The sequence below is a fragment of the Streptomyces sp. NPDC103540 genome, from assembly GCF_055584445.1.
On record NZ_JBVJMA010000022.1, the window covers coordinates 1 to 24,056 of the forward strand.

Here is a 24,056-nt window from a genome sequence, read left to right on the forward strand (position 1 = left end):
TACCACGCGCATCCAGTGACAGAAAGCGCTGCGATCCCGCGAGAGCGTCTCTGGTCGGAGGGCATCACCGGTGACAACTATCGCTGCACGTCACACCACCCTCCGCAGAGCGCCGGACACGCCGGCTCCTGCCTACCGCTGACGGTGGTACCGAAAGTCGTGACGGCATGGCTCGCCGGACATCACGTCGTCGCAGGCCGGGCAGGAGAGGCCGAGCGAGGCGATCATCCAGCCCCCGATCGCGACGGTCGTCCCGCAGTTCCCGCGGTGGTCGCCGTCGGGCATGGGACAGGTTGCCGGGAGCGGCGCGGAGAATGTGGAACCGGCCGGGGCGTCCTCGAATTCTTCGGCCGCCGGGCAGTTCGCACGGCCGGATGGGAAAGCACCCGCCAACGGAGCTTTTCGCCGAATAGGGTGCCGGGATGACACGCTCCTGGACTCGACTGCACGAGTACCTCGGTCACCCGCCGGGGCCGCTGACGTACGACATGGTCGCTGAGGCCGTACAGCGCAAGCTCGCCGAGAGCGACGACCTGGACTGGAAAGAGATGGTCCCAGAAGAGGCCAAAGTCAAGGGCGAGTGGAACGAGTTCGCCAAGGATGTCGCCGCCATGGCCAACACCCGAGGCGGTCTTCTCGTCTACGGCGTGAGCGACGCCGTAGAGCTGGTCGGCGTCGACCTGGACCAGATCGACGACAAGAAGCTGGGCCAGTGGCTCCGCGTCCACCTGCAGCCCGTCGTGACAGGGGTGAGCTACCTGAAACTGCCAGCTAACGACGGAAGCGGCAGGGACGTCTTCGTTGTCGACGTGCCCGCTAGTGACACAGCGCCGCATTTCCTGTATGGGTGGCAGCAGAAAGACAAGGACAAGACCACATTCAACGCACCCTTCCGGCACCGCGACGACACCGCGTATATGCCTGAGCACCAGGTTGCTGCGGCCTACCGGGCTCGCTTCGCCCGCCAGCACGCTGCCGAGGCCGCTTTGGACGAACACGTCCAGCACACCACTGACCTTGTCTCGGGAGAGAGCGACAACCCGGCGGCATGGCTAGTCCTTGTCGCACGTCCCACCCGCCCGCTGCCCCGTAGCATCCCTGCCCCGACGAGGGAAGAAGCCAAATACGTCATAGCCCAAAGCGTGAAGCGCGCAGAAGGGGCGCTCGGCCGTGCGGTCCCTCTGCGTCGGCTTCTGGGCCCCCAGCTTTTCCCCCACCTCCTCGACAACAATCCCGGCCGCGGCCTGCGCCGCTGGGTGGAAACCAACATGCTCGTTCCAGGACGCGCCACGGGCCGCAGAGGAATACTCGTCGAACTGCACCATGACGGCAGCGTCGTCACCGCGGTGGACCTCTCCCACAAAGCCCCCAGCGACGGCATGCCGGGGTCGATCGTCCTACCCGTCTCCTGCCCGGCGCTCATCAACACGGTTTTCGAGAGCGTGGCACTGGCTCACGAACATCGCCAGGCCTTGCGCGTAGACAGCCCCATCGACCTCCGCGCAGTCCTCACGATCCTCCCGGAGGCCCATAAGACTGTCCGGCTAGCTCCGGTGGTGGTCGAGCTCGGCCGCCTGGCGATCGCTGAGTGGGGACGCCAGCCGAAGAAAGTTCAACCGGCCGACGGAGAGCTGGCACCCTTCATCGACGATGAAGCGCTCGCCGCGGCGGCAACTGAACTTGCTGAGGGGCTGCTGCACCAGTTCGGCATGAACATTCTTGGGGACTAAGGTTCCTCGGCAACGTGGACATGGGATTCGGCGTACCGCAGGACGTGGCCGCCTGGGCAACGATGCTGCACGACCCGCAGGTTGCCTGACCCTCCTGCCGCCCTGACCTACCGCGCCCCCAAGTGCTGTGGGCAAGCCTCCTGAACTGGTGTTTTGCACCCTGGGCAAGCCTCGCCTCCTGTTGGGCAAGCCCTGGGCGCACCGTCCTGGGCAAGCCTGTGGGTGCGGTGGGCAAGCCGGCTTCGGCGGACTGGGCAAGCCGTGGTAGTGCTGCGCGGCAGGCTTTCTCCGGAGGGAACGCGAACGCCCGACCCTCAGAGGGCCGGGCGTTCGTCTTGACGCAGCGCGCCTCGGAGCGAGTGTGTCCGGGGCGCTAGGAGCGGACGGGGTCGGCGGTCATCGTCTCCTTCACGTAGGAGGGCAGCACCCGGCTGGTGCGCAGGGCCTGCGCGACCACGGCGAGGAGGTCGTCCCCTTCGACACCAGCCGGTGCGGCGCCGCGGATCCGCGTCCAAGCTTGTGTGGCCCGCACGGCAAGAGCGAGGATCGTCTCCGGAGAGACGAGATAGAGGTGCGGCACGGCGCCGGCTACCCCATCGTCGGAGACGATCCCCTTGGGGGAGGCGATGACGCTGATGCTGCCAGCCGGCGGTTCGTCGACCTGCTGATCCGCAGCGAGCTGCTGCAGGTGCGTGTTGGTCTGTCGGATGTCGTTCAGGCTGATCCCGCCATCAGACTTCTGCTCGCTCTTGGCCTCGACGGTCAGCCACCAGGAGGGCCACAGCCAGGCAGCGTCCTCGCGGCCCTGGTCCGACGACTTGAACGAGCGGGCTCCCAGGAGTTCACCGAGGGAGACGAGGCCCTGCTCGTACCTGGTGGCGTTCCGGTTTCCGAGGTTGGCCAGCATCTCGGTGGCGAAGGCCTCGTACTTGGCCGCCGTCTTGAGCTTCGTGGACGATCGGTAGGCCTCGGCGACGGCGGCCACGGCCTCGCCGTCCACGGCGCCGAGCTCGGGCTCGACGTCCGCCTGGCCCTCGATCTCTCGCAGCCACGTGGTGCCGATGGCTGCCTTGCGGGCTCGTTGCAGCAGTTGCTCGGCGCGCGCCGGAGCCGCTGGCGCTCCGGTGGCCAGCCGGGCCCACGCGGAGCCGAGGTAGGCCCACATCGCTTGGTACGGGCGCAGTTCTTCGCCGGTGAGGAGGTTGAGCGCCTGTACCGCGCGCTGGGAAGCGGCATCCCAGTCCTCCAGCCAGGCGGCTTGCCAGGCCAGGACCTCGTGCTCGGCGCTGCCGGACAGCTTGGTCACGTAGGCGGGCTCCTGCTTGGTGCACTCGGAGCGGCGCTCGACGATGTCGGGCTCGGCGTCCTCCTGCCAGATCTCGTCGCGGTTCAGGGCGCTTCGTGCCAGGGCGACGAGGTCCGACGGCGGGACTTGGCTGTTGTCGCGGCCGAAGGCGATTTCGGCCTGAAGTTCGGGCGGCAGGCCTTCCCGGACGTCGAGACGAGAGAGGAAGCGCTGCAGTTCGCGCCCGGTCACGATGACCAGCGCGAAGTCACGCGGTCCGCGGGTGCAGCGGCCGGCACCCTGGATGACGCGGGTGCGGACCCGCTCCTGTGCGACGCGGCCGGCGCGCAGCCGGGTTTGGAGGAACTGGTCCTGGAGGTGGAGGGAGTCGGGTAGGTCGTGCATGAGGATGACGCTGCACGACTCGTCGGGCAGGTCCATGCCGTCGAATCGGCTCGGGGCAAGCAGCATGCCCTGTTCGGCGTCCTTGAACGGTTGGAGTCCGTCCACGGTGTCGCCGGGCTGGAATCGCTCAGTGTGAGGCACGCCCAGGGTGTCGGCGATCATGGTGGCCGACTTCCCGTCGGGAGTCAGCACGACGCTCTTCCCGCGCAGGGCGATCAGTCGGCCCACCAGGCCGCCCTTGGTCTCACCGGGAGTGGGGGGCTCGGCCGTGTCGGGTGGGACCAGCTCATTGGGTTCTGCGGTGTGCAGGCCGGCGAGGCCGTACGGGTCCTCGTTCGACTCAGCCAGGTCGGGGAAGACGAAGAAGCGGCGGCCACTGCCGATGTTCTCCCACTCTGGTGGCGCCGGGATCCGGCTGATCTTCAGTCGGCCGAAGGCGCGCTCCAGTTCGCCCCCTTCACCGAGCGTTGCGGACAGGTAGATCCGCTGCTGGGGGCTGGTGAATGGGTCGTGGGTGAACGTCGGGGAGATCATCGGCCGGATGTACCAGCGCTGTGGGCTGACGTAGAAGAGGCAGGCGCGCAGGTGCGGGCGGATCATCTTGAACCGGTACGAAGCATTGCCGGAAAGGGTCGACAGGACCTTGTCCAGGTCGGGGGCATGCTTGGCCACCATGGTCGCCGGTACAAGCCGCACTTCCGTACCGCTGTAGGGGTCGGCCAGGCGGGCCAGCAGGTGGGGGTCGAGGTCGTCACCGAAGACGTCCAACAGCGAGGTGAACTGGCTGTCCGAGGCGGGGATGTCCACCGCCCAAGCTTCTGCGACGTAGTTCTCTGCGGCGTGCGCGTCGTCGAACAGTAGGCTCTGCGCGTCCGGGAAGGCCGAGTTGGTGTTGAACACGTGGCTGTAGACCGTGATCGCCACGGCATCGGCGCCTTCGTAGCGGGCGAGGTCCTGGTCGGAGAAGTCGCGGCGCTTGCCGACGAACAGGGCGGCGGGTACTCCCTGGGCCCGGGCGGCTACCCAGACCTGGTGGGCGAGCTGCTTGGTCGGGCAGGCGTACACCGAACGGTGCTTGAAGCGGCGCCGCCTCCAGTCCGCGAGGAGCAGTCCGACCAACGTCTTGCCCGAGCCGGTCGGAAGCTCCAGGGCGACGTCCGGCTTGTCCACGAGTTCGGGCGCGACGTAGGCGCGCAGCATGTCGGCCTGATGGGACCACAGCGCGCCGTGGCCGTTGGTCGTGCGTGGGAGGACCCCGAACAATGCCTCCGGTGTCGGCGGCGCTGTCACTTGCTTCGTACGCTGCCGGAAACGGACTGGCTGCTTGTTGTCGTCCACGCTGACCCTCTCGGCGTCGGATGCCGACGCGTACATTCCGCTCTTCGACGCAGTGATCGTAGTCGCGCCTCACTCGGCCGTCGGCGGAACAGGAGATTCGGGCTCAGGGCTCGGTGATGCCGAGTTCTTGGGCGGCGGGGCAGATCGAGCAGGTTTCGACCTGGGGCTGGCGGAGGGCGTCGAGTGCCTGCTCGCGGGTGGTGGGCCGTGTCCGGCCGGAGGCGAGGCGGCAGTCTGCGGTGTGGATGAGCATGCGCCCTCCCCTGCCGATGGGGTGCTCCAGCTTCCATTCGTTGAGCGGGGTGACGGCCGGCCCGTTGCGGGCGGCTTCGGTGACGCGGTCCCGGCGTTCGATCTCGGCGATGCGGCCGCGGATCAGCTCCAGCAGCATCAGGCACCAGCGCTCCAGCGTCCGCAGTCGCTCGACGTCGGGCGGCAGGAGCCAGTCCAGGTCGCGTCCGGCGGGCATCGCTACGCCTCTCCGTGGGGCCGGAGGCCTTCCGCGGGGATGCCGGTCCCCGCGGCCGCCGGCTCTGTGCGGCCCTGGGTGCGTCCGGGGCACAGGCAGGGCAGGGTTCTGTAGACCACCTCAGCATCGTATCCCTGTTCGAATCTCTCGCTCCGCTTTCCGACGTGCCTGTTCGAATAAGTTTTCGATACGGTGGCTGTGGGAGGTGTCGCCGTGGACGACGAGCAGAGGGAACCGGCAGGCGCCGGCTCCTCCATCCTGCATCTGCGCTGCCCCGTGGACGTGGACCCGGTGATCTACCGGCTGCTCCTCGGCCTGGTGGCCGACGTGACCCCCGTGGTCCAGGCGGTCCCGCCATCGGTGCTCGTGGCCGACGTGTCGGGGAGCATCCGCTTCTTCGACCGGGACCCGGCCGAGCTCGGGCTGATGATCAGGACCCGGGCCATGGCGCTGTACGGGCTGCCGGTGGTGATCGGCATCGGCCCCACCTGGTCGGTGGCCGCGATGGCCTCCCGGGACGCCCTGCGCACCGGGTTGGTCGCCGTCGGGGCCGCGCCGGAGCAGGTGGCCGCGTTCCTGAACCACCGGCCGGTCGGGGATCTCTACGGCATCGGGCGCACCCAGGAGCAGCGCCTGGTCCAGTTCGGAGTGCACACGATCGGTCTGCTGGCGCAGCTGCCGGAAGCGACCGTGCAGCGGGTCCTCGGCGGGCGGGCGGGGCGGCAGCTGCGCGAAGTGGCCCGCGGCATCGACCGCCGGGTGGTGGTGCCGACCGAGCTCCCGCACAGCACGGCCGCGCAGCGCCGGTTCGCCCTCGACACCCTCTCCCCCGAGGCGGTCCATGCCGCGCTGCTGTCGCTGGCTGTCGAGCTCGGCGACCGACTGCGGACCCGGCGCCAGGCGGCGAGGACGGTCACGATGACCGTCACCCTGGCCGACCGGTCCCAGGTCCACCGAAGCCGTCAGCTGCCCGGCGGCCCGAGCGGGCACACCGAGGACCTCCGCGACACCGCGTACGACCTCTGCCAGGAGGGCCCGTTCGAGCCGGTCGGCGTCGGGGTGCCGGCCCTCGCCGAGGAGGAGTTCGGCCTGCCGCTCGGTCACCACGTCCCCGGCCGCCAGGCCGACCGCGGCCAGGCCCCGTCCCTTCCACACACCGGGCGGGACACCGGCATCCTCCTGCGCGGCCGCAGCGAGCTGCCCGCAGGACGCCGGCCGTCACCGACCATCACGCCGCGGAGCAGGTACCGCACGCCGTCTCCCGGACGGACCTCCGATTTGCTGATCACCGGGTCATGGAAACCCGCCCCTGACCTACGCGAAAGCGCGAACCGGGGTCCTTCCCACCGGGCGGGAGGCCATCAGCAAGTCTTTGCCGAACCGCCCGCCAGGCGGGCCGCCCCGGCACCCCGAGACGGTAAACCACGCGTGTGTGCACAGTCCGCCGTATGAATCACGAACTGCTCCACGGAGACCTCTGCCCGCTGTGCCGCCGCCCCCTCACGCTGCGCACCACCGCCGTCGTCCGCTCGTCGAACACGGCGTACCCCACCCGAATCGACACGGTGCCCCACTGCACCAGCTGCGCCAGCGACATGACTCGCGCACAGCAGTGGTCCGACAAGATGCGCGACCGCTACGAGAGCTGACACCGGCCGTGCGATTACTGCGCCACGGCCAACGCCGCACCCACGAAGACCCGCTCCAGCCCAATCGAGCCTCATCGAGCACACCCCAGCGCACGACAGCCCGAACCAACCGACACCGCTGAGCAGAAGACGTCACCGACGCCCTTCAACACGAACAGCCACCCTCGCCCCCGGCCACCGGCCGGGGGCTTCGTGCTTCCTGGAGGAGTTCACCGTGCCCACGTACGAGGCCCTGCCCCGCTTCGCCGCCGACCTGGAACGCCTCACCCCCGAGCAGCGCCCCCGCTTCCGCCAGACCGTGGCCGCCTTCGTCGAGGACCTGCGCACCGGCCGCTTCCGCGCCGGCCTCCGCGAAACGCGCGGGTTCGCGAAATCCTGGACGTGGTAGGACCCGAACCTGCGCGAGAAGCACCAACTTGCGGGGAGGTCCCACGTGGGTTCGTGCGCTCGCAGGCCACTCATATGGCTTACGAGCTCACGCCAGGAACGCCAGCGGCTCCTACTGTGGCCACATGGATTCGGAACCAGGGCTGGGGCTCGATGACGTGATCGAGGCTGTGGGTCGGGACCTCCTCAGAGCACAGGAGAAGGCTCTGGCAGACCCTGACGGAGCATTTGGCCTCTACGTTGGCACGGTTGAGATCGAGCTGACGCTCGCAGTGTCACGCGAAGCCTCTGCCAGCGGCGGAGCGAAGGCAAAGGTCTGGGTGCTGCCCTGGTTCAGCGCGGAAGCGTCCGCCGAGGGGAAGAGAAGCCAAGCTCACGAGACCACGCATCGGATCAAGGTCTCCATGAACTCTCACAACCTCGATCCGACGGGGGCCTGACACGTAGCAAAGGGCGTGCACGTAGATCCCGCCGAGGGTCAAGCGCGTCAGAACTCAGTTGTCCGGGGCCAGTTTCCGGTTGGTGCCGGACCGGCCGATGTCCAGGTCCAGGAGCGCGGACAAGGCTGTTCCGCTGTTCCAGAAACCAAGCAGGTCAACGTCCACGAGGACCAGACCGTGGCGGGCTGCGAAGGCTCGCGCCTGCTTGGTGAACTTGCACGAGGCGACGAAGAGCGGGACGTCCGCTCCGTGTTCGCTGCGGGCGGTGCCGTTGAACTTCTGGAGATCCGGGCTACCGACTGTGCGGTGTTTCGCGTAGCGCTTGCACTGCACCACGAGCTTCCGGCCGTCCGGCAGCCAGGCGATCACGTCGGCGCCCAGGTCGTTCGCCGCACCCACACGCCGCACCTCGCTGCATCCGTCCCGGCGGCACAGTTCCGCGACGTATTCCTCGAACTGCAGCGGGTCCATCGCCCAGACCGCCTCCATCGACCGCACGGCCTGAATCCTCGCCTGCTCTGCGAGCCGTGCCTTCTCCGCTTCGGCTTCGCGGCGCCCAGACCGAACCAGGACCCCCACCAAGCCCCCCACAGCCAGGACGGCTAACAACAACAGCACCACCGCGCCTGTCCCCATGCTCTCCCCTCCCGTAGTCAGCTGTCCGCCAGCGGTACAGCTCCCCAGCCGAGGCGCCCTCTATCCCGGGTGCGGACAACGCCTGGACTGTCGACTGTCGATGCAGGCGGGGGCCGTGGCCCCTTAACCGGGTTAAGGGGCCACGATGCGCCGCGCGTTGCCTTCAACTTCGTCGAGAACCGGAGTGCATCCATCCCTATCGACCTCGGACCTAGTAATGTTCGGCCACATGAGCATCCCTAGTCCCCGAGGGGAGCGAGAGAAGCTAATTACTGCTCTCACACCCCAGTTGCGCAGACACCTCAAAATCCGTGCCTTTGAGCATGGAATGGACATCCAGGACGCGGCCGAGCACGCGATCAACGCCTGGTACTCGGCCGAGGTCCTCGCCGAGGTCAAGACCGATGGTGCGAAGACGTGGGGCACCTTCCTGCCCGTCGGCGAGCCGGACAGGTTCAAGTCGGCTTGCAGCGAGCGCGGTGTGACCTACGTTCAGGGCCTTGCCCAGGCTCTGACGCTCTGGCTCGACAACCACCCCTCCCCCACAGCGCCTTTGGTCGCTCAGCCCGTCACGCGGGTCATAGTGGCCAACCAGAAGGGCGGCGTCGGAAAGACGTTCATCTCCTCAGGGATCGCCCAGGCCCTGGCCGAAGCCGGCCACCGGGTCCTGATCGTCGACTACGACCCTCAGGGGCACCTGACGGCCGAGCTGGGCTTCGAAGACCTCATGTACGAGGACGGCGTCGAAACCCTGATGATGCACATGGACGGCACCGCCCGCGGCGACATCCGCGACCTGCTGGTCGCCCTGGACGGCGAACGGTTCGGCGAACGACTCCACCTGCTCCCCGCCTCCGACGACGCGTTCCTGCGCGACGTCGCCCTCTCCAAGGTCAGCTTCTCCGAAGCAGCGCTGGAGCGGGCCCTTGAACCGCTGGAGGCGGACTACGACGTCATCATCATCGACGGCCCTCCCAGCCTGGGTCTCAACATGGACACCGCGCTGTACTACGTACGCCGGCGCGAAGGTGAACTGGCCGACCGGTCCGGCGTCATCACGCCCGTCTGGGCCAACCGGGCCTCGCACAGGGCGTTCCGACTGTTGAAGGCACAGTTGGAAGACCTCTGTCGAAAGGGCCGCATCCAGGTCGACTACCTGGGCCTGATCGTCAACGCGTACGACAGCCGACGCGGAAAGCTCGTCAAGGAGAACAAGGAGCAGTGGGAGCAGAGCAGCTCTCCGGGTGTCCTGGCCGTGATCGGTGATTTGAAGGAGGGTCGCGAAGCCGCGGATGGTGAGATTCCCCTGCTGGAGTACGCACCCGACAGCGAACACGCCCAGGTGATGCGCGATCTGGCAAAGGAGCTGGCCGTATGACTCCCCCTACGCAGCGAGTGACGCGTGGCTTCAGCGTCAACGACGAGGAGACGGCCGACGCAGCCCCCCGTCGGGTCCGCACACGCCAGCAGATCATCTCCGGTGAAGGCAAGCGCCCCCCGGCCGCCGTGCCCCTGTCGGACCTCGCGCACAATCCCTTCAACCCGCGCGAGGAACTCACCGACCTCGAGGAAACAGCGGAGTCGCTGCGCGAGCGTGGACAACTGCAGCCCATCGCGGTGGTGCGCACGGCCGCCTTCCTGACCGTGCATACGGATCAGGCGGAGGTCATCGGTGACGCCTCGTACGTCGTCGTCGACGGAAACCGCCGCCTGGCCGCGGCCCGTATCGCCGGCTTGGCCGAGCTCCGCATCGACGTGAATGACGCCTTGGCGTCCTCGGCGGTGGACATCCTCGAGTCGGCGCTCATCGCGAACGTGCACCGTGTCGATGTCGCCCCCCTGGATCAGGCTCGCACCATCCAGGAACTGCTTGCCAAGCACGGCTCGCAGGAGAAGGTGGCAAAGCGGCTCGGCAAGTCCGGGGCATGGGTCTCGCAGCGCCTTGCCCTCTTGGGGCTGACCGAGGACCTGCAGGACAAGGTCGAGTCGGGGGAACTGACCGTGAAGGTCGCCCGCCGAATCGGACGCATGTCGCCGGACGAGCAGCAGGCTGAGGCAGCCATTGCCCTTAACCGGGTTAAGACGCCTCGTGCCAAGCCTGGCACCGCCTCGGCCGAGGCTGCGGCCGCCAAGGTCCCGGCCCAGACATCGGCTCAACCCCTTAACCCGGTTAAGGCCGCCGACACTGCTGCCGGACGAGCCGAGGACCGCGAGCAGACGGGGGATGCGCCTGTGGCGCCGGCTCCGGAGATGCTGACCGTCGAATCGGTCCCCTGGGACGACCCGGATCAGCTCTTCTCTCTGATCATGACGCGGATGACACCCCCGAAGCGGGTGAAGCTGATCATGCAGCTGATCGACCGCGGAGAAGGGTAGTACCGATCAGGGCTGCAGCCCTGGCTCCCGAACCAGTACAAGAGCACCTCGGTGGCCCTTAACCGGGTTAAGGGCCACGGTCCCGCAACCACATGAGGCCTGTCCACCGTGCCAGGCTGAGGGTGCACAGACAGGTACCACCCTTAACCCGGTTAAGGGTGGCGCCGGCCCTGAAACGCAAGAAGGCCCGGCTCCCCCGCAGATGATTGCGGGGGAGCCGGGCCTTCGGCTGTCAGTACGCCCAGGTCTTGGGAACGCCTGTCACATCCTGACCGCTGCCGGGCGTCCACGGCTCCGAGGAGCGTACGGCGGCGAGCATCGTGCGGAACCGGGCAACGACGACCTGGTCCTCAGGGTCAGGGTGTGGCGCAGCGCCGGAACAGGCGGCGGCTCATCGGATCTGCTCGGGGTGGGCGGTGGAGACGAGGGTGAGGGCGGCGGTGACGGTGTCGGTGAGGGTGGTGCGGACCGGTACGCCGTGGCGGCGGGCGACGTAGATGAGGTACCGGTTGCGTTCGGGGTTGGGGCAGTCGGGCGGGCAGCCCAGCACCGCTCGGCCGGTGCCGACGTCGAGGCCGAACTCGACGTTGGTGGTCATGGCCGGGAGCGTCTTCAGGTCGCGGGGGATCCAGAAGAGGATCGCCGTGGCCTGGGCGCGGGCGTCGGTCTCCCAGTCGACCTGGGTTTCGTAGCGGTCGGCGCGGTCGCTGTTGCGGGATTCGGGGCTCAGGACGGTCAGCGTCTGGCGGCTGGTCCACTGCTCGGCGAGCGCCCGCAGGGCGTCGGGCCTCCAGGACGGGACGGGGTTGCTCTTGTCGGGGGTGGGGCCGGCGAGGAAGACGGACGGCCCGGACGGGATGGGCTCGCGGGCCATGACCAGGTTGGTGGGGCCGTTCACGAGGCGGCTCCGTTCTGCGCGGCGGCGGCGCGGGCGGCGTGCTGCGGGGTCCAGGGCAGGGGCAGGCCGTCGCCGGCCTCACGGGGCACCACGTGGACGTGGAGGTGGAAGACCGACTGAGTCGCCGCTTCTCCCTTCGACGTGATCAGGTTCGCGGCGGGGAGCTCGGCCATCAGCTCGGCGGCCCGGCGCATCACGGCGACGGTCACCTCCAAGTCGGTACCGACGTCCTGGACGTGAACCCGGGGCAGTACGAAGACGTGCCCCTCGTTCACGCCGCTGCTGCGGGGGCGGATCGCGAGGGCGTCGGGCCACTCTCGGACGATTTCAGCCGGGGCTTCCCCAGCGGCGATGGCGCAGAAGGCGCAGGTTTCCATGGCGGACTCCTTGGTCCGGTCGACGGTCGCGGGTGAGGAAGGGCGGGAATGGCGAAGCGCCGCGCGCGGCCGGGGAAGGTCGTGCGCGGCGCTTCGGGTGGTGCCGTGTCAGGAGGTGGGGGTGACGGCCGCGTTGATGATGTCGGCGTGGTCGAACGCCAGCTCCGGCAGGTCGTTCAGCGGCCACCAGCGGGCATCTCGGGCGTCATCCCCGGCGGTGACCGTTGTGCCCGCGGGGACGATGGCCATATAAGCGAAGGTGACGAAGGCGCCGCGCGGGTCCCGGTCGGGCTGGTCCCACACGCCGATCTGGTGCAGGGTGCCGACCGGCACGTCGAGGCCGGTCTCCTCGGCGAGCTCGCGGGCCGCAGCCACGAACGGCGCCTCCCCGGGCTCGACATAGCCGCCGGGCAGCGCCCAGGCGCCTTCGTGGGGCGGCCAGCCCCGTTCGATCAGCAGGACGTGGCCGCTGCGGGTCAGGGCGACCACGTCGGCGGTGTATTGGACGGTCTCGTTGGTCTTGGGCATGTTCGCCTCTCGGCTAGTGGGTGGGGTCGGTGATGACGAGGAACTGGTCGCTGGTGAGGTCCATGACGACGCGGGCGTCGGTGCCCTGGGCGCGCTGGGCGGCGGCGTATTCGTCGGCGGGCCAGGAGCCGCGGGGGTGGCCGGCGGGGAACCGCTCCAGGACGGTGCGCTGCGCGGGCAGCGTGGTCGTCATCGCGCGGTGCCGTTCTCGAAGGCGTCGATCAGGTCGAGGATGGCGTCGGGGGTGGGGGCCTCGCCGATCCACTTCCCGTCCACGGTGAACACCGGGACGCTGTCGCGGTCGGCGTTGAAGACGGTCGCGTAGTTGCCCCAGCGCTCGAGGACGAGGTCGTGCAGCACGGGGGCCGGCGCGGCGTTCAGCACCTCCAGGGCGTCGACGGTGAGCCGGGCCGGGGTGCCCTCGGTGGTGGGCTGGATGAGGGTGCCGGTGACGCGGAGGAAGTCGCCGGGCTGGATCTCGCGCAGCAGCACGTCGGTGATGCGCGGGTCGGCGGTGGTGCAGGCGTACACGGTGTCCGGGGTGTCGGGGTCGAGCTGGTCCGCGTTGGTGGGGGAGTGGATGAGGTCGAAGACGGCGGTGCCCCAGTTGGTGCCCGGCGCCGGGATGGCGTCGACGTAGCCGTCTATGGCGAGGTGGGGCTGGGGACCGGCCATCATCGGGCCTCCGTCCGGGCCTTGGTGGTGCGCGGGGTACGGGATCGGGGGGTGTACTGCGCGCGGAGCAGCAGCTCGCAGTTGCGCTGCTGCTGGCTGGTGGTGATCGGCCGGGCCTTGGGGCCGTGGCGGTGCCAGAGCGGCGAGGCCGGCGGTTCGGGGTAGGCGAGTGCGTGGTCGACGTCGCGGTGGGACGACATACTGGGGTCTCCGTCTCGTCTCGTACGGGAGGGAAGGCCCGGGGCAGGCGCGTTGGTTTGGACGCCGATGTGCGTCTGTCCCGGGGCAGAGCTACAGCTCGAAGGGCCGGCGGGTGAGCCAGCTGTACGGGCTCTTCCAGAGGCCGGCCTTCGCGGCGGGCCAGTCGAGCTCCCAGCCGGGCCGGTATCCGCAGGCGCCCCAGCCGTCCGGGCGCCCGTGGGGGATCTCTCGACCGGCCGCCGCCGCGGCGCGGGCCGCGTCGTAGACCTCGTGGGCGGCCTTGATGGCGGCGGTGCCGCTGTCGGCCTGGCCGGTGAAGACGTGCACGCCGCGCAGGCCCGGCGATTCGGTGTTCCGTATGGGGACGTCCACCTCGAAGTAGTCCTTGGCCATGACGTCCAGCTCCTCTCGTGCTCGCAGTGGTGAGGGACCACCGCGACCGCCCCGGCCCCGGCCGGTGTCGGCTGGGGGCGGGGCGGCACGGAGGACCATCACTCAACCGCGGCCGGGACCTCGTAGACGTCGATGACGTCCTCGCCGCCGGACCAGGTGCCGAGGGCGTGGCGGATGTAGACGATGTACAGCGGGGAGCCGTCGCGGGCGGCGATGTCGTACTCGTGCACCAGGTGCTTCTTCAGCGCGGAGCGGACGGCCGGGGCCACGGACCGGGCGGGTAGTCGGGACGGGAACGGCAGGAACCTGGCGCCGTTGACGGTGGTGTACTGCAGCGCCTGGCGCGGCCACAGGCAGGCGGCGTTCATCGCGCCGTGCTCGCGCAGGGCCTGGGTGTGGGCGTCGTAGTACGCGCGGGCGGTTTCGGTCATGGTCATGGACGGATCTCCTTCGGGTCAGAAGCCGAGGTCGAGGCGGACCGTGATGGGGATGCGGCGGTCGCCGTGGTCGCGGCGGGGGTCGTGCATCGTGCGGCGGTGCGCGGCGAGGCCCGCGGCGCCGCCCTGGATCGGGAGGTGGCACTCCCCTCAGCCCGACAGCCACTCGTCCCCGGCCGGGAGGTCGGCCGGGGTGAGCGGGTGCGGGTGCGGGTGCGGGCCGTCGGCGGCCCGGCTCACGCGCGAACCGCCTCGGCGTACGGCTGCTCCTGGCCGTCGTGCTCGTCGTCCTGGTCGTGGCCGGTGTTGAGGCCGTGGACGGCGCAGACGATGTCCTCGCTGTCATCCAGCTCGCCCGCCAAGGCGCGGGCGAGGCAGGTGACGCTGAACGCGGGCGCCCAGGCCCAGCCGGTGCATTCGTCGTCGTGGGGGCAGGGCAGCGCGACGTCGAAGCCGTAGTCCCCCTGCCCGTCGACGTTCGGCCGGAACGCGAGGGTGAGGTACTGCTGGCCGAGGCGGAACTCCGCAACGCGGTCTCCACCGGCGGCCTTCGAGCCGGGCTTCCAACGCCACAGCGGGAGAACCTCGGCGCCGAACACCCGGCGGACGAGCACCATCTCGCCCAGGCCATCGCCGCCGTCCAGCCCGAGGTCGGCCTCCCGGGCATCGCCCAGCCGCTGAAGGTAGGGCTGCAGCTGGCACAGGCTGTCGGAGAAGAAGACCTCGTTGAAGCCCTCGGCCAACAGCTTCGGGTGGGAGCGGACCATCGCCGTGTGCTGCGCGCGGACGGTGTCGTCGGGCACGGTCCGGTTGGCGGGCCGCGGGCCCTGGCGCTCCACGCACACCGAGGCCGGGGTGGAGACCATGACCGCGACGGCGGGCATACTGTGCCGCTCTGCCGCAGGCGCACCCGGCGGCCGTCTTCGCCTCGGCCGGGGTCTGCGAGGAGTCGATGGCCTGCTCCTCGGGAGCAGCAGGCGGGGGTGCCGCAGCAGGCGTCCGGGGCGGTGCCGGTCATGAGTCGACGGCTGACGCGACGCCCGGCCAAGGACTGAGTTGTCACGATGGCTGGCCAATCCAGTCACCGGGGAGAGAACCGCGTAGTAGATCCAGCGCGGGAGCAGTACGGGCCAGGGCCCAAAGCCACTCGTTGCCGTCCTCCCGCAGCAGCCCTTCAGGCGAGGCGAACCATCGGATCACGCATCCCTCGACAGCCCACATCGGGTAGTCGGGCAAGCCTAGACGCTGGAATCCGGGCGGCGCCTCGATGCTCTCTGACTCTTCGAGGGGCCGGTTGTCCGCGCGCGTCTCATCGTGAGCGAAGAGGGACTCGGAGAGCACCATCTCGATGCAGGCGGTGGAAAACCGGTCGAGGAAAGGCATCCAGGGATCCGAATCGCTGTCCCTGCGCCGGAAGACCACGGGCGGGTCGTCGTCTTCCAGGTGCTCCTGCCTGATGGCCCACTCGGCGACCGCTTGGTTCTCCAGCCGGAACACCAGAGCGCCATCGTCAACATAAAGGTGATCCAAGGAAAGCAGAGAGTCCTGAACACTGGTCAGGTCCGCACGCCGTCCGAACAGCCCATACGCCTCCCACAAGGCCGTCGGCAGCGGCGATCCCAGTCGCCACTCCGCCTCGGTGAGCTCCTCGAACTCGCAGCCGTCGCCAGCCCGGACCGGCTTGCGCCAGTGCGCAACGAATCCCTTGATGAATCTCCAGGCATCCGCCCGATCCGGAACAGCCGCCAGCTCGGCAGCAACGTTGAACCCCTCCGTCATACGCCGGAGAGTAGTCCCCCGCCGAAGCGTCGAGCCGCCCGTCCATCAAAGGCAGGCTCTCAACACGCTGAACTTGACAGAGAAGTCGTCGCTGACCGTCTCGCGCAGCGCATCAAGGGAGAGGACCTGGGAGGCGGGCCAGGTGGCCGCCAGCGTCGACTTACCTGCGCCGCTGGCCCCAATCAGGACCACCAGGCAGCTCTCCGGCAGGTCCGGGAAGGTCGATGACGTCATGCGAACTCCTTGCGGGTGAGTGGTGCGGGCGGCCCCGGTCAGGCGCTGGACCGCGTGGTCGGTGAGCAGGGCGGCGGCGGCCATCAGCGGACGATCATGTGGGCAGGGTGGCCGTTCTTCATGTGGTCCACGCACTGCGGGCAGTCCTCACGCGGGCCAAGTCCGGCGTGCGCTTCGCGGCTGGCGTAGGCGTGGAACCAGCACTGCGTGCACTCGTTCCGGGGCGGGTTCGTGGCCTTCGGGCTCGCCATCTCAGCTGTCCTTTCGGAAACGAAGGGTGCCGGTCACCGGCGGGCCCGGGGCAGGTCTGCCGGGCGGCCATCGCGCGGTCCAGCGCCCACTCCTGGGCGAGCGTGGGGACCCGCTTGGGCCGGGCGAGGCTCGTGTCGTAGAGCCAGCCCCGGGTGGGGTGGTTGCAGGACTGGTCGGGCCGGTAGGCGCAGTACTTGCAGCGCAGGACCGCGACCGGGTCGTGCCTGCCGGGGCTGAGTCCCTGGTCCCGTAACTGGCGCCGGGTGAGAAGGCCCTCGGGGATGGCTCTGCGGTCATGCTCCGGCAGCGTCGACTCGGACCGGGGCACGCGCTTGAGCTCGCGACGCCGCTTGCGGCGCGTGCGGGGCATTACCGGCTCCAGGCGCCGGGAAGCCGGGCGGGGCGGTGCGGGTAGCGGGGGCCGGAGCGCTGGGGGCGGGGCCGGCCGATCCGGCGGCGTGGGCGGGGAATGAGCACGAGCGGCTCCTCCAGGTGTCGGTGGACATCAAGCACCGCGCCCCGCCGACGTCGTGCTGGTGTCGGCGGGGCGCGGTGCGAGGTGGCCGGCCGGCCTGCCCAGCCCTCGCCCACCCAAGAGCGGGTGGGCGAGGACCAGGCGGAGCGACCGGGGTCAGCGCTTGAGTGGGTGGACGTTGTCGGGGCCGAGGTCGTCGCCGGCCGGGGTGGGGGCGGGCAGTGTGGCGTGGAGGTGGAGCGCGGGGGTGAACTGGGGCTGGAACTGGGGCGGGTGGTTGTGGACGATGGGCCGCAGGGTCAGGCCGCGCAGGGCGAAGATGCTGGCGAGCGCCCACATGAGGGCGGCCAGGCCGGTGGCGGCGGCGCGGCCTCCGGTCGGGGCGGCGGACCAGATCATGGCGAGGCTGCCAATCCCGAAGAGCAGCCAGGCGATGCGGGCTCCGGCGTTGCCGAAGAACCCGCCGACCAGGCCGAGCAGGCCGGTCAGCTGCCAGAAGCCGTACAGAGCGGCCGGGGCGAGGGCCAGGTGCGCGGCCTGGTCGGCGAGGAAGACGCGGACGGGGTGGGCGACCGTGTCCCACAGGCCGCTGCCGTCGCCGCCGTGGGTGGCGGGCAGGTCGGACAGGCCCTTGAGCACGCCGGAGACGACGTCTGCGGCGGCGTCCAGCATCAGCACGATGAGGCTGAGCCCGCCGAGCAGGAGGCTCATCTTGATCCAGGTCGCGGCCTCGTGCCAGCTGCCGCGCCGGGCCTGGAGGACCTCCTCCCAGCGCTGGTAGAGGAAGCCGCCCTCCTCCCACGACTCCTTCCACGCGGCGCGCAGCCTGGCCCGCAGGCTGGTGCCGTGCTGACCGTGCAGTTCGGGGGCCGGCTGCTGTGGCAGCTGGTTGAGCAGGTCGAGGAAGGACGGGTTGTCGGGGCCGTTGACCGGCTTGTCGTTGTTGGGCATGGCGTGGCTGCTCCTTGTGCAGAAGGGCTGGTGGGTGGGTCAGTGGATCTCGTTGCGGGTGCGGGCGAAGAAGGCGCCGCGGGTGGTGCTGTTGTTGTGAATCTCGGTGTGGTGGGTGACCGGGCCCTGAAAGACGTTCTTGGTGACGGCCGCGCGGGCCTTGCTGATCGCGCCGCCGATGGCGGTGGCGACCGTCGCGATGGCCGCGAAGGGCAGGGTCGCCATCAGGACGCCGGTGAGGGTGACGGAGGACAGGCCCTGGAGCACAAGCCAAGCCCCGCAGCCGATGCCGGTGACCCCGGCGCCGACGCCGATGCTCGCGACCGCGATCCCGGCCGCCCAGGCCGGGACGATCCGGTGGTCGGGCTGCTTCACCGGCGGGGCGGTGCCGAAGGCCGGCGGCTCGGTGTAGTCGCGGAACGAGGTGGGGTGGTGGGGTACGGGCCGGGCCGCCCAGTCGTCGATCAGGCGGCGGGCTTCGGCCGCGGCCTCGGACTCGGGCATGCCGGACTGGGTGTGCAGGGGGTCCATCAGGGGTTCTCCGATCACGCGGTAAGGGGGAGCGCCCTCCTGGCCGTGGCGGGCTGGGAGGGCGCGGTGGGGGAGCGGGTGCGCGACGTCGGAGGGCGCCGCCGGGGGTGCGTGTCCGGCGACGCCATTCGGCGTTGCGTAGCAGGAGAGTTGTGGCTGGCGGGTGGGTAGTGACCGCACACGCGCCCCGGGCATCCTCGGACCAGCAGGCGCGAGGGGAGGGGTGTGAGGTGGAGTTCGTCTTCGACTGCGGGTGGTGCGGGGGTGACAACTACTTCGTCGGGCGACAGGTCGGCTGGTGGGTCGACAAGTGGGAGATCCCATCGGAGTGGGACTGCCGCTTCTGCGACGGCCTCAACTACACGCCCGACCCGCCGTGGACCGAGGCGTAGTCAGAAGCTGGAGACCAGTCCGGCGAGCGCGGCGAGGCCGCTGTTGATGGCCGGGGCCAGGCCGGTCGCGGCGAGGGTGAAGCCGAACAGCATGCAGACCAGCGCGGAGCCGACGCGGACGTAGCCGCCCTTGACCAGGACGACGACGATGATGGCCAGCAGCACGGTGGCCGAGATGGAGAGAGCCACGGCGGGTGGTCCTCCTTCACGAAGGGTCGGGTGGAGCCGGCCGCGCTCGGGCGCGGGCCGGCCCCGGGGATGGGCGGGGTGGGTCAGGCGTCAGTGAGGCTCTTGATGGCCTCCAGCGCCTGGCGGGGCGAGGCGACCTTCTCGGAACGGCTACTGCCGCCCTTGGAGCCGCGGCCGCCGCCCTTGCCGCCTCCGCCGCCGCGCCGACGGGGCTTGCCGTCGCCGTCGTCGTCCTCGTCGGGCTCGGGCCAGAACTCGCCGGGGCGTACGGGCTCGTTCCAGTCGAACCACAGGCCGCGCTTCTCCAGCTCGCCGATCTCGTGGTCGGTGAGCCGGTTAACCTCGTCGGGGAACAGCTCGGACAGGTCGGTGTCGAAGTCCGCGTACAGCGACCGCATCAGGACGGCGCGGCCGTTGTCGAGGACGATGACCGCGACGCCGCCGGTGGAGACGCCGTTCTCCGGGTCGGCCTCGCCGCGCATGGCCCGCTCGATCGCGGAGCCCTCGGTGCGGGAGTAGCGGGCGGGGATGGTCGGGACGTCGTACGGGTTCTCCATCGTGCCTTCGGCGGCCTTGCGGGTGGCGCCGGGCGAGCCCATGTTGAAGATCGTGGGCCGGGAGTTCTGCCGCAGGTTGTCCTTCATCTCGGTGGAGAACCCGTTGTGCGCGAACGGGCTCTGGCCGGCCGGGTTGAGGCCGATGCCGTACTTCAGCCCGGTGACGGTGAGGTCGTCGCCGTCGGTCTGGATGAACTCGCCGAACTCCGCGTCCTGCGCCGCGGTCATGAATTCGTCCGCGAAGACGTTCAGCTGCCGGTAGGGGCAGCGCGGGTCGCCCGGCTTGTAGTCGTGGGGCTGCCCGTCGTGCGGCCAGGGCATGTCCGCCCTGATCTCGCACAGCGCCTTCGCCGCCCGCAGGGAGCGGGCCATCCACAGGGCGTTGGAGCCCTGCCGGTCGATGTAGCGGCCCAGGACGGTGGTCTTCTCGTCCTTGCGGACGGTGGACAGCCACACCACCTGACCGGCCAGCGACATGGCGGCCATGTCGATGGCGAAGAACTGCGTCTTCCCGGACCGGGACACGCCCAGGATCAGCCCGTGCCGCGCGGCGTTCTTGTCGTGCTGGAAGACCATGTTCTTCACCGGCTGCCCGGTGATGGTGTACCCACACACGTACATGCCCTTGGCGTCCGGGGTGAGGAGCTCGCGGGTGGCGGGGAAGATCTGCGACAGCGGCGGGGTGTCGAACGCGCTGATCAGGAACTCGTTGCCGTCGATGAGGACGAACACGCAGGAGTCGTCCTCGGGCAGGCCCAGGCCGCGGCAGACCTTGGCCAGGTCGATGCGCGGCGTCTCGGTGGAGTCGGCCATCTTCGCCCGGTAGAAGGTGACGCCGCGTTCGTCGTCGCTGGTCTTGTGGACCAGCTCGGAGCCGGGGGCACCGCCCTTGGGCCCGGCGACCCGGTCCGTCCAGCGCTCGGCGTCGGTCGGCTTGGTGCGGCGGCGTTGGTTGGCGTCGGGGGTGATGCGGGCCTCCAGCCAACCGGGACCGCCTTGGCGGCCGGGCTGGATGGCAACCTCCGACAGGACGACGTCGCTGGACGGGACTCCGAACGGGGCGGCGACCGCGTCCTCGGACAGGCCGGTGATCGGCCGTCCGGTCTCCGAGGCGCGCAGCAGGATCGTCATGTCGTGCCGCTGCCCGAGGTGCCTTGTGGCCTTGACGACGTTGGTGCGGCCGGGCATCCCGGCGTTCTCCCACATCATCCGCACCTCGCGGGTGAGCAGGTCCGCGCCGTCGTCCACCACCGCCGGGGCTGCCGGCGCGGGGACTTGGGCGGGGGCCGGCTGCGGGGCGGGGGCGGCGAGGGCGGGGCGGTGGCGTCGGCGGGCGTGCCGGGAGAACGGCATCACCAGGTATCCGGCCGCCGCCCATCCGGCAGCAAGCAGCGCGTCCAGCCCGTACGGGCCCCAGCCGGTGGTGTTCTTGGCCGCGATGTCGATGGCGGCGGCCAGCACGAGGGGGGACCAGCGCAGGATCTTGCGTCCGGCGCCGGGCTCGTCGCTCTTGGCGGCGAGGATCCAGCCGCCGATCCCGGCGGCGCCGGCGAGCTGCACGACTTGGTGGACGGGGCTGTCGGCGTAGAGGTTCGGGGCCACGGCCAGCACGGGCGCGGCGAGGGTGTAGGCGAGGCGTTCAAGGGCGACGCTGCGCGGCGCGGTCACCAGCTTCTCCTTCGGGAAACGGGACGGGCGGCCCCGCTGGTGTGCGGGGCCGCCCGTGGCGGGGGTGGGTGGGGGAGCAGGGGTCAGCGGTTGAAGAACCCGGGCCTGGGCGTCTTCTCGGGACGGTTGGAGCGGATGTCGTCCAGCGCGCCGTAGAGCTTGGAGTGGGTCCGCCGGGTCTCGTGGGTGAGGTCGGCGGTCTCCTGGGCGGTGTCGGACAGCTTGCGGACCTCCCGGGCCGCGCCGACCAGGGCGGTGGCCACGTTCGCGGTGAGGGCGACGAACCTCGGGTCCAGGCCGGCGTTCTCGATGTCGGTGGCGACGTCGTCGGTGTGGGCGGCGTTGGCCCGCATGCTGCGCTGCAGCCCCTCCAGCTCGAGGGTGGCGTCGTCCATGGCCTTGCCGAGCTTGTCCAGCTTGGCCTGCACGGCCTTGTACCGGTTGTCGCCATCGGCCACGGCGGGCGCCGTACCACCGGGGCGGGGCGCGAGGTCGCTGCTCATCGGCGGATCTCCTCCAGGGTCTCTAGTTGTGGTGGACAGCGGCCGAGGCGTGCTTGAGGCCGGCGTCTTCCTTGGCGGCCATGTCCTCGCCGTAGACGCGGGCGACCATCGTGGCCGCGAGCTTGGCGGCCTCCTTGGCGATGCCGCACTGCTCGGCGCAGCGTTCGGCCTGCGACTTCATGCGGGCCGCGGAGTCGGCCAAATCCGCGATCAGGTCGGTCACGGCCGTGTCGATGTTGTGGTCGCCGACCAGGTCGGCGGCCATCTCCCGCAGGACTTCGGCGACCTTGCCGAGGGCCTCCATCAGGGCCTCGGCGCGCTCCTGGTCGAAGGCTCCCTTGATGGCGATGTTCGCCATCTCCACCAGGTACTCGTCGAACGTGATGTCCGTGCGGTGCTCTGCGGCGAGGCCGCCCCCACCGAACGGCCCGCGTACCTCCGAGCTGCCCATGCTGCTCCCTTCCGTGCCGGTCGGCCTGGTGGTTCCGGGCCGGGCGGTGTGCTTGTCCGGCCCGGGCGGCAGACCCCGCACGCCGGTTGTGACGGCCGCAGGGGTGTCGGGGACGATGTCCGCGTCGACGATGTCGTCCTCACCGCTCGTGCCGTCGGTGCGAGGCGGGCGGCTGGGGTGGTCGGGCCACTCCACCGTCGGGGTGGAGTCCTCCGCGCCGAACGGACTGTCCGCCCGGCGGCCGCGCCGACCGGCGCGACCCGTACGACCGCGCCCCGTCCGGCCGGTGCGACCGGTCCTGCGGGTGCGTCCGCGCCGCCCGGCCCCGCCCGTACCGGCGGAGCGCCGACGCCGGAACCACCGTCGCTTCCCACCGCCAGACGCCCCGTCACCGGCCGTTGAGCTGGCGCCCGGCGCATCACCCGCCGTGCCGTCCTTCGCGCCGCCGGATGCCCCGCCGGGGGCCTCCTTGCCGGTCTCGGAGTCCTTGCCGTCGGCACCCTTGGTCTTGTCTTTGTCCTTGTCCTTGGTCGGGTCACCCTTCTCGGTGCCGGCCGCCTTTGCGCCCTTGGCGTCCTTCGCGTCGGCGGCGGCCTTCCCGTCGGCGCGGCGCTTGTCCCAGCGGCGTTGGGCTTCCTCGCCGAGGGCCTGGCCCAGCGTGGTGCGGCCGGGGTCGGCCGACGCCGCGGCTTCCCGCTTCGCCTTCCGTGCCTCAGCCCGCTGCGCCTTCCTGTCCCGGCGGTCCTCCCACGCCTGCTGTTTCTGGGCGCGGGCCTGGTCACGGTCCTTGGACCGGTCGGCGACACCGGCGGCGTGCCCGACGGTGCGCCGTTCCTGCCGCCCGGCCTGCCGGGTACCGGCGCGGTCCTGGCGGCCGCGGGCCCGCTCGGCGCGGGCACTGGACGCCGGACCGCGCTCGCCCTTCGAGTCGCCGCCCCTACCCAAGCTGCCAGAGCCCGCCTGAGAGCCTTTCGGCCCCCTGGACGACCCGTTGCGCCCGGACACGGCTGCGCGGCCGCCAGGGCCCCGTTCGGAGCCCTTCGCGCCGCCCTTGCCGCTTCCGCCACCCCCGGTCGCTCCCGAGCCCGAACGCCCTCCGGTGCCAGAGGAGTTGGAGCCGCGCGAGGACCCGGACCGGTTCGGCCCGCCACCGGAGTTGGTGCGGGACGCACCCGTGCCGCCTCCGCCGCGCGAGGACCCGCCCCCGCCGCCAGCCTTCGAGCGGCCCTTGTCCGCCCCCAGGCCGGAGCCGGACGACTTCGCGCGGTCGGCGTCGGCCTTTCCACGCGCCGCCGCCTTGTCTCCCTTGGCTTTCATCATCGCGGCGTGGAGTTTTCCGTTCTGCTCCATCATCGCGACTTCCTGCGCGGTGCGACCCTCAAGCAGGGCCGCCTTCCGTGCTATCTCAGCCTCACGAAAAGGCATTTCGCCTTCATGGTCGGACCGCGCCTTTTCAAGCCGGAATTCCAACCAGTCACCGAGACGATCGGCTAGAGACCGCGACTGGACATAATCGCCCGCCTCGCGATTTCCGCCGCCTTCCACGGGTTTCGGTGCGGCAGTTCCTTCGGAACGCAATGCCGATGCCGGGTCCGGAGCGGCCGGGATCGCCGGTAGCTGCATGGTCGTTTCCGCCGGGGCCTCCGGGGGAGCCTCCGGGACTTCTTCCGGTGGCGGAATGGTGTCGATGAAATCCGGGATCGGCGGCAGCGTGTAGGTGGAATCGCCGCTCCACGGGCCGTGGACCAGCGTCCCGCCGGCGGGGTCGTCGGACTCGTCGGACACGGGGCACCTCCCTTCCTGGGGACTTGACAGACAGTGGGGTCTCGTGTGCACGCGCGTGCACGTGC

General features: G+C 70.3%; 27 protein-coding genes and 4 pseudogenes. 8 read left to right on the forward strand and 23 right to left on the reverse strand.

Annotated features, from left to right (window positions below):
- The first annotated feature begins 422 nt into the window (after nt 1-422).
- On the forward strand, nt 423-1,730 hold the full coding sequence (locus ACZ6ZI_RS36025) for an AlbA family DNA-binding domain-containing protein (protein WP_469528358.1): 1,308 nt from the start codon (nt 423-425) through the stop codon (nt 1,728-1,730).
- Between the two features lie 373 nt (nt 1,731-2,103).
- Here the strand turns inward: ACZ6ZI_RS36025 and ACZ6ZI_RS36030 are convergent, their stop codons facing one another.
- Both ACZ6ZI_RS36030 and ACZ6ZI_RS36035 read right to left on the reverse strand, forming a co-directional pair.
- Nucleotides 2,104-4,683 carry a DEAD/DEAH box helicase gene (locus ACZ6ZI_RS36030; RefSeq protein ID WP_469528361.1) on the reverse strand — a complete coding sequence of 860 codons (2,580 nt, stop codon included), beginning with the start codon at nt 4,681-4,683 and terminating at the stop codon, nt 2,104-2,106.
- A 178-nt stretch (nt 4,684-4,861) separates the two neighbouring features.
- Nucleotides 4,862-5,227: a DUF6233 domain-containing protein gene (locus ACZ6ZI_RS36035; protein ID WP_469528362.1), complete on the reverse strand. Its 366-nt coding sequence runs from the start codon at nt 5,225-5,227 to the stop codon at nt 4,862-4,864.
- Nucleotides 5,228-5,731: 504 nt separating this feature from the next.
- Here ACZ6ZI_RS36035 and ACZ6ZI_RS36040 point away from each other — a divergent pair.
- Nucleotides 5,732-6,229: pseudogene (locus ACZ6ZI_RS36040) on the forward strand (DinB/UmuC family translesion DNA polymerase); the annotation flags it as partial.
- 24 nt (nt 6,230-6,253) lie between these two features.
- Here ACZ6ZI_RS36040 and ACZ6ZI_RS36045 read toward each other — a convergent pair.
- A pseudogene (locus ACZ6ZI_RS36045) lies at nt 6,254-6,456 on the reverse strand (relaxase domain-containing protein); the annotation flags it as partial.
- Between the two features lie 219 nt (nt 6,457-6,675).
- On the opposite strand from ACZ6ZI_RS36045, the gene ACZ6ZI_RS36050 reads away from it, so the two are divergent.
- From ACZ6ZI_RS36050 to ACZ6ZI_RS36060, 3 genes are all read left to right on the forward strand, one after another.
- Nucleotides 6,676-6,876 carry a hypothetical protein gene (locus ACZ6ZI_RS36050; protein WP_469528365.1) on the forward strand — a complete coding sequence of 67 codons (201 nt, stop codon included), beginning with the start codon at nt 6,676-6,678 and terminating at the stop codon, nt 6,874-6,876.
- A 214-nt stretch (nt 6,877-7,090) separates the two neighbouring features.
- Entirely contained in the window at nt 7,091-7,264 is a 174-nt protein-coding gene (locus tag ACZ6ZI_RS36055; RefSeq protein ID WP_469528368.1) for a hypothetical protein, read from the forward strand.
- A 124-nt stretch (nt 7,265-7,388) separates the two neighbouring features.
- Nucleotides 7,389-7,703, forward strand: coding sequence for a trypco2 family protein (locus tag ACZ6ZI_RS36060; protein ID WP_469528371.1), 315 nt, complete (start codon nt 7,389-7,391; stop codon nt 7,701-7,703).
- Between the two features lie 54 nt (nt 7,704-7,757).
- On the opposite strand, the gene ACZ6ZI_RS36065 is transcribed toward ACZ6ZI_RS36060, so the two are convergent.
- Nucleotides 7,758-8,339 carry a restriction endonuclease gene (locus ACZ6ZI_RS36065; protein ID WP_469528372.1) on the reverse strand — a complete coding sequence of 194 codons (582 nt, stop codon included), beginning with the start codon at nt 8,337-8,339 and terminating at the stop codon, nt 7,758-7,760.
- A gap of 328 nt (nt 8,340-8,667) precedes the next feature.
- Between ACZ6ZI_RS36065 and ACZ6ZI_RS36070 the strand changes: the two genes are divergently transcribed.
- Nucleotides 8,668-9,717: a ParA family protein gene (locus tag ACZ6ZI_RS36070; protein WP_469528375.1), complete on the forward strand. Its 1,050-nt coding sequence runs from the start codon at nt 8,668-8,670 to the stop codon at nt 9,715-9,717.
- Nucleotides 9,714-10,715: a ParB/RepB/Spo0J family partition protein gene (locus tag ACZ6ZI_RS36075; RefSeq protein ID WP_469528376.1), complete on the forward strand. Its 1,002-nt coding sequence runs from the start codon at nt 9,714-9,716 to the stop codon at nt 10,713-10,715. Before ACZ6ZI_RS36070 ends, ACZ6ZI_RS36075 begins: the two co-directional genes overlap by 4 nt.
- A 391-nt stretch (nt 10,716-11,106) precedes the next feature.
- Here the strand turns inward: ACZ6ZI_RS36075 and ACZ6ZI_RS36080 are convergent, their stop codons facing one another.
- From ACZ6ZI_RS36080 to ACZ6ZI_RS36150, 15 genes and pseudogenes are all read right to left on the reverse strand, one after another.
- Nucleotides 11,107-11,613 (reverse strand): nucleoside 2-deoxyribosyltransferase domain-containing protein, encoded by a 507-nt coding sequence (locus tag ACZ6ZI_RS36080; RefSeq protein WP_469528378.1) that lies wholly within the window; start codon nt 11,611-11,613, stop codon nt 11,107-11,109.
- Complete coding sequence (locus ACZ6ZI_RS36085) at nt 11,610-11,990, reverse strand: HIT family protein (protein WP_469528381.1); 381 nt, start codon at nt 11,988-11,990, stop codon at nt 11,610-11,612. Before ACZ6ZI_RS36085 ends, ACZ6ZI_RS36080 begins: the two co-directional genes overlap by 4 nt.
- A 108-nt stretch (nt 11,991-12,098) precedes the next feature.
- The gene (locus ACZ6ZI_RS36090; protein WP_469528382.1) at nt 12,099-12,518 is read right to left on the reverse strand and encodes an NUDIX domain-containing protein; all 420 of its coding nucleotides are present in this window, start codon (nt 12,516-12,518) and stop codon (nt 12,099-12,101) included.
- A 13-nt stretch (nt 12,519-12,531) separates the two neighbouring features.
- Nucleotides 12,532-12,711 (reverse strand): hypothetical protein, encoded by a 180-nt coding sequence (locus tag ACZ6ZI_RS36095; protein WP_469528384.1) that lies wholly within the window; start codon nt 12,709-12,711, stop codon nt 12,532-12,534.
- A complete protein-coding gene (locus ACZ6ZI_RS36100) occupies nt 12,708-13,196 on the reverse strand; it encodes a hypothetical protein (RefSeq protein ID WP_469528386.1) in 489 nt (162 codons plus the stop codon). Before ACZ6ZI_RS36100 ends, ACZ6ZI_RS36095 begins: the two co-directional genes overlap by 4 nt.
- On the reverse strand, nt 13,193-13,393 hold the full coding sequence (locus tag ACZ6ZI_RS36105) for a hypothetical protein (RefSeq protein ID WP_469528388.1): 201 nt from the start codon (nt 13,391-13,393) through the stop codon (nt 13,193-13,195). Before ACZ6ZI_RS36105 ends, ACZ6ZI_RS36100 begins: the two co-directional genes overlap by 4 nt.
- 91 nt (nt 13,394-13,484) lie before the next feature.
- Entirely contained in the window at nt 13,485-13,787 is a 303-nt protein-coding gene (locus ACZ6ZI_RS36110; protein WP_469528391.1) for a hypothetical protein, read from the reverse strand.
- Between the two features lie 98 nt (nt 13,788-13,885).
- Nucleotides 13,886-14,224, reverse strand: coding sequence for a hypothetical protein (locus ACZ6ZI_RS36115; protein WP_469528393.1), 339 nt, complete (start codon nt 14,222-14,224; stop codon nt 13,886-13,888).
- Between the two features lie 236 nt (nt 14,225-14,460).
- Nucleotides 14,461-15,108: a hypothetical protein gene (locus ACZ6ZI_RS36120; protein ID WP_469528395.1), complete on the reverse strand. Its 648-nt coding sequence runs from the start codon at nt 15,106-15,108 to the stop codon at nt 14,461-14,463.
- A gap of 175 nt (nt 15,109-15,283) precedes the next feature.
- The gene (locus ACZ6ZI_RS36125; protein ID WP_469528398.1) at nt 15,284-16,003 is read right to left on the reverse strand and encodes a hypothetical protein; all 720 of its coding nucleotides are present in this window, start codon (nt 16,001-16,003) and stop codon (nt 15,284-15,286) included.
- An 84-nt stretch (nt 16,004-16,087) separates the two neighbouring features.
- Nucleotides 16,088-16,237 (reverse strand): annotated as a pseudogene (locus ACZ6ZI_RS36130) (AAA family ATPase); the annotation flags it as partial.
- Nucleotides 16,238-16,320: 83 nt separating this feature from the next.
- Entirely contained in the window at nt 16,321-16,488 is a 168-nt protein-coding gene (locus tag ACZ6ZI_RS36135; RefSeq protein WP_376022158.1) for a pRL2-8, read from the reverse strand.
- Between the two features lie 50 nt (nt 16,489-16,538).
- Nucleotides 16,539-16,859, reverse strand: a pseudogene (locus ACZ6ZI_RS36140) (RRQRL motif-containing zinc-binding protein); the annotation flags it as partial.
- A gap of 261 nt (nt 16,860-17,120) precedes the next feature.
- On the reverse strand, nt 17,121-17,915 hold the full coding sequence (locus tag ACZ6ZI_RS36145) for a hypothetical protein (RefSeq protein WP_469528402.1): 795 nt from the start codon (nt 17,913-17,915) through the stop codon (nt 17,121-17,123).
- Between the two features lie 39 nt (nt 17,916-17,954).
- On the reverse strand, nt 17,955-18,446 hold the full coding sequence (locus tag ACZ6ZI_RS36150) for a hypothetical protein (RefSeq protein WP_469528616.1): 492 nt from the start codon (nt 18,444-18,446) through the stop codon (nt 17,955-17,957).
- Between the two features lie 230 nt (nt 18,447-18,676).
- Here ACZ6ZI_RS36150 and ACZ6ZI_RS36155 point away from each other — a divergent pair, with 230 nt between their 5' ends.
- Nucleotides 18,677-18,838 carry a hypothetical protein gene (locus tag ACZ6ZI_RS36155; protein ID WP_164496596.1) on the forward strand — a complete coding sequence of 54 codons (162 nt, stop codon included), beginning with the start codon at nt 18,677-18,679 and terminating at the stop codon, nt 18,836-18,838.
- Here ACZ6ZI_RS36155 and ACZ6ZI_RS36160 read toward each other — a convergent pair whose 3' ends face one another.
- The 4 genes from ACZ6ZI_RS36160 to ACZ6ZI_RS36175 all read right to left on the reverse strand — a co-directional run bounded on the left by ACZ6ZI_RS36160 (nt 18,839) and on the right by ACZ6ZI_RS36175 (nt 23,991).
- Complete coding sequence (locus ACZ6ZI_RS36160; protein ID WP_469528405.1) at nt 18,839-19,027, reverse strand: hypothetical protein; 189 nt, start codon at nt 19,025-19,027, stop codon at nt 18,839-18,841. It lies immediately after the preceding gene.
- 83 nt (nt 19,028-19,110) lie between these two features.
- Nucleotides 19,111-21,252: a chromosome segregation protein ParM gene (locus tag ACZ6ZI_RS36165; protein WP_469528407.1), complete on the reverse strand. Its 2,142-nt coding sequence runs from the start codon at nt 21,250-21,252 to the stop codon at nt 19,111-19,113.
- 83 nt (nt 21,253-21,335) lie between these two features.
- Nucleotides 21,336-21,755 (reverse strand): conjugal transfer protein TraB, encoded by a 420-nt coding sequence (locus tag ACZ6ZI_RS36170; RefSeq protein ID WP_469528409.1) that lies wholly within the window; start codon nt 21,753-21,755, stop codon nt 21,336-21,338.
- Between the two features lie 22 nt (nt 21,756-21,777).
- Nucleotides 21,778-23,991: an ATP/GTP-binding protein gene (locus tag ACZ6ZI_RS36175; RefSeq protein ID WP_469528411.1), complete on the reverse strand. Its 2,214-nt coding sequence runs from the start codon at nt 23,989-23,991 to the stop codon at nt 21,778-21,780.
- Nucleotides 23,992-24,056: the final 65 nt, after the last annotated feature.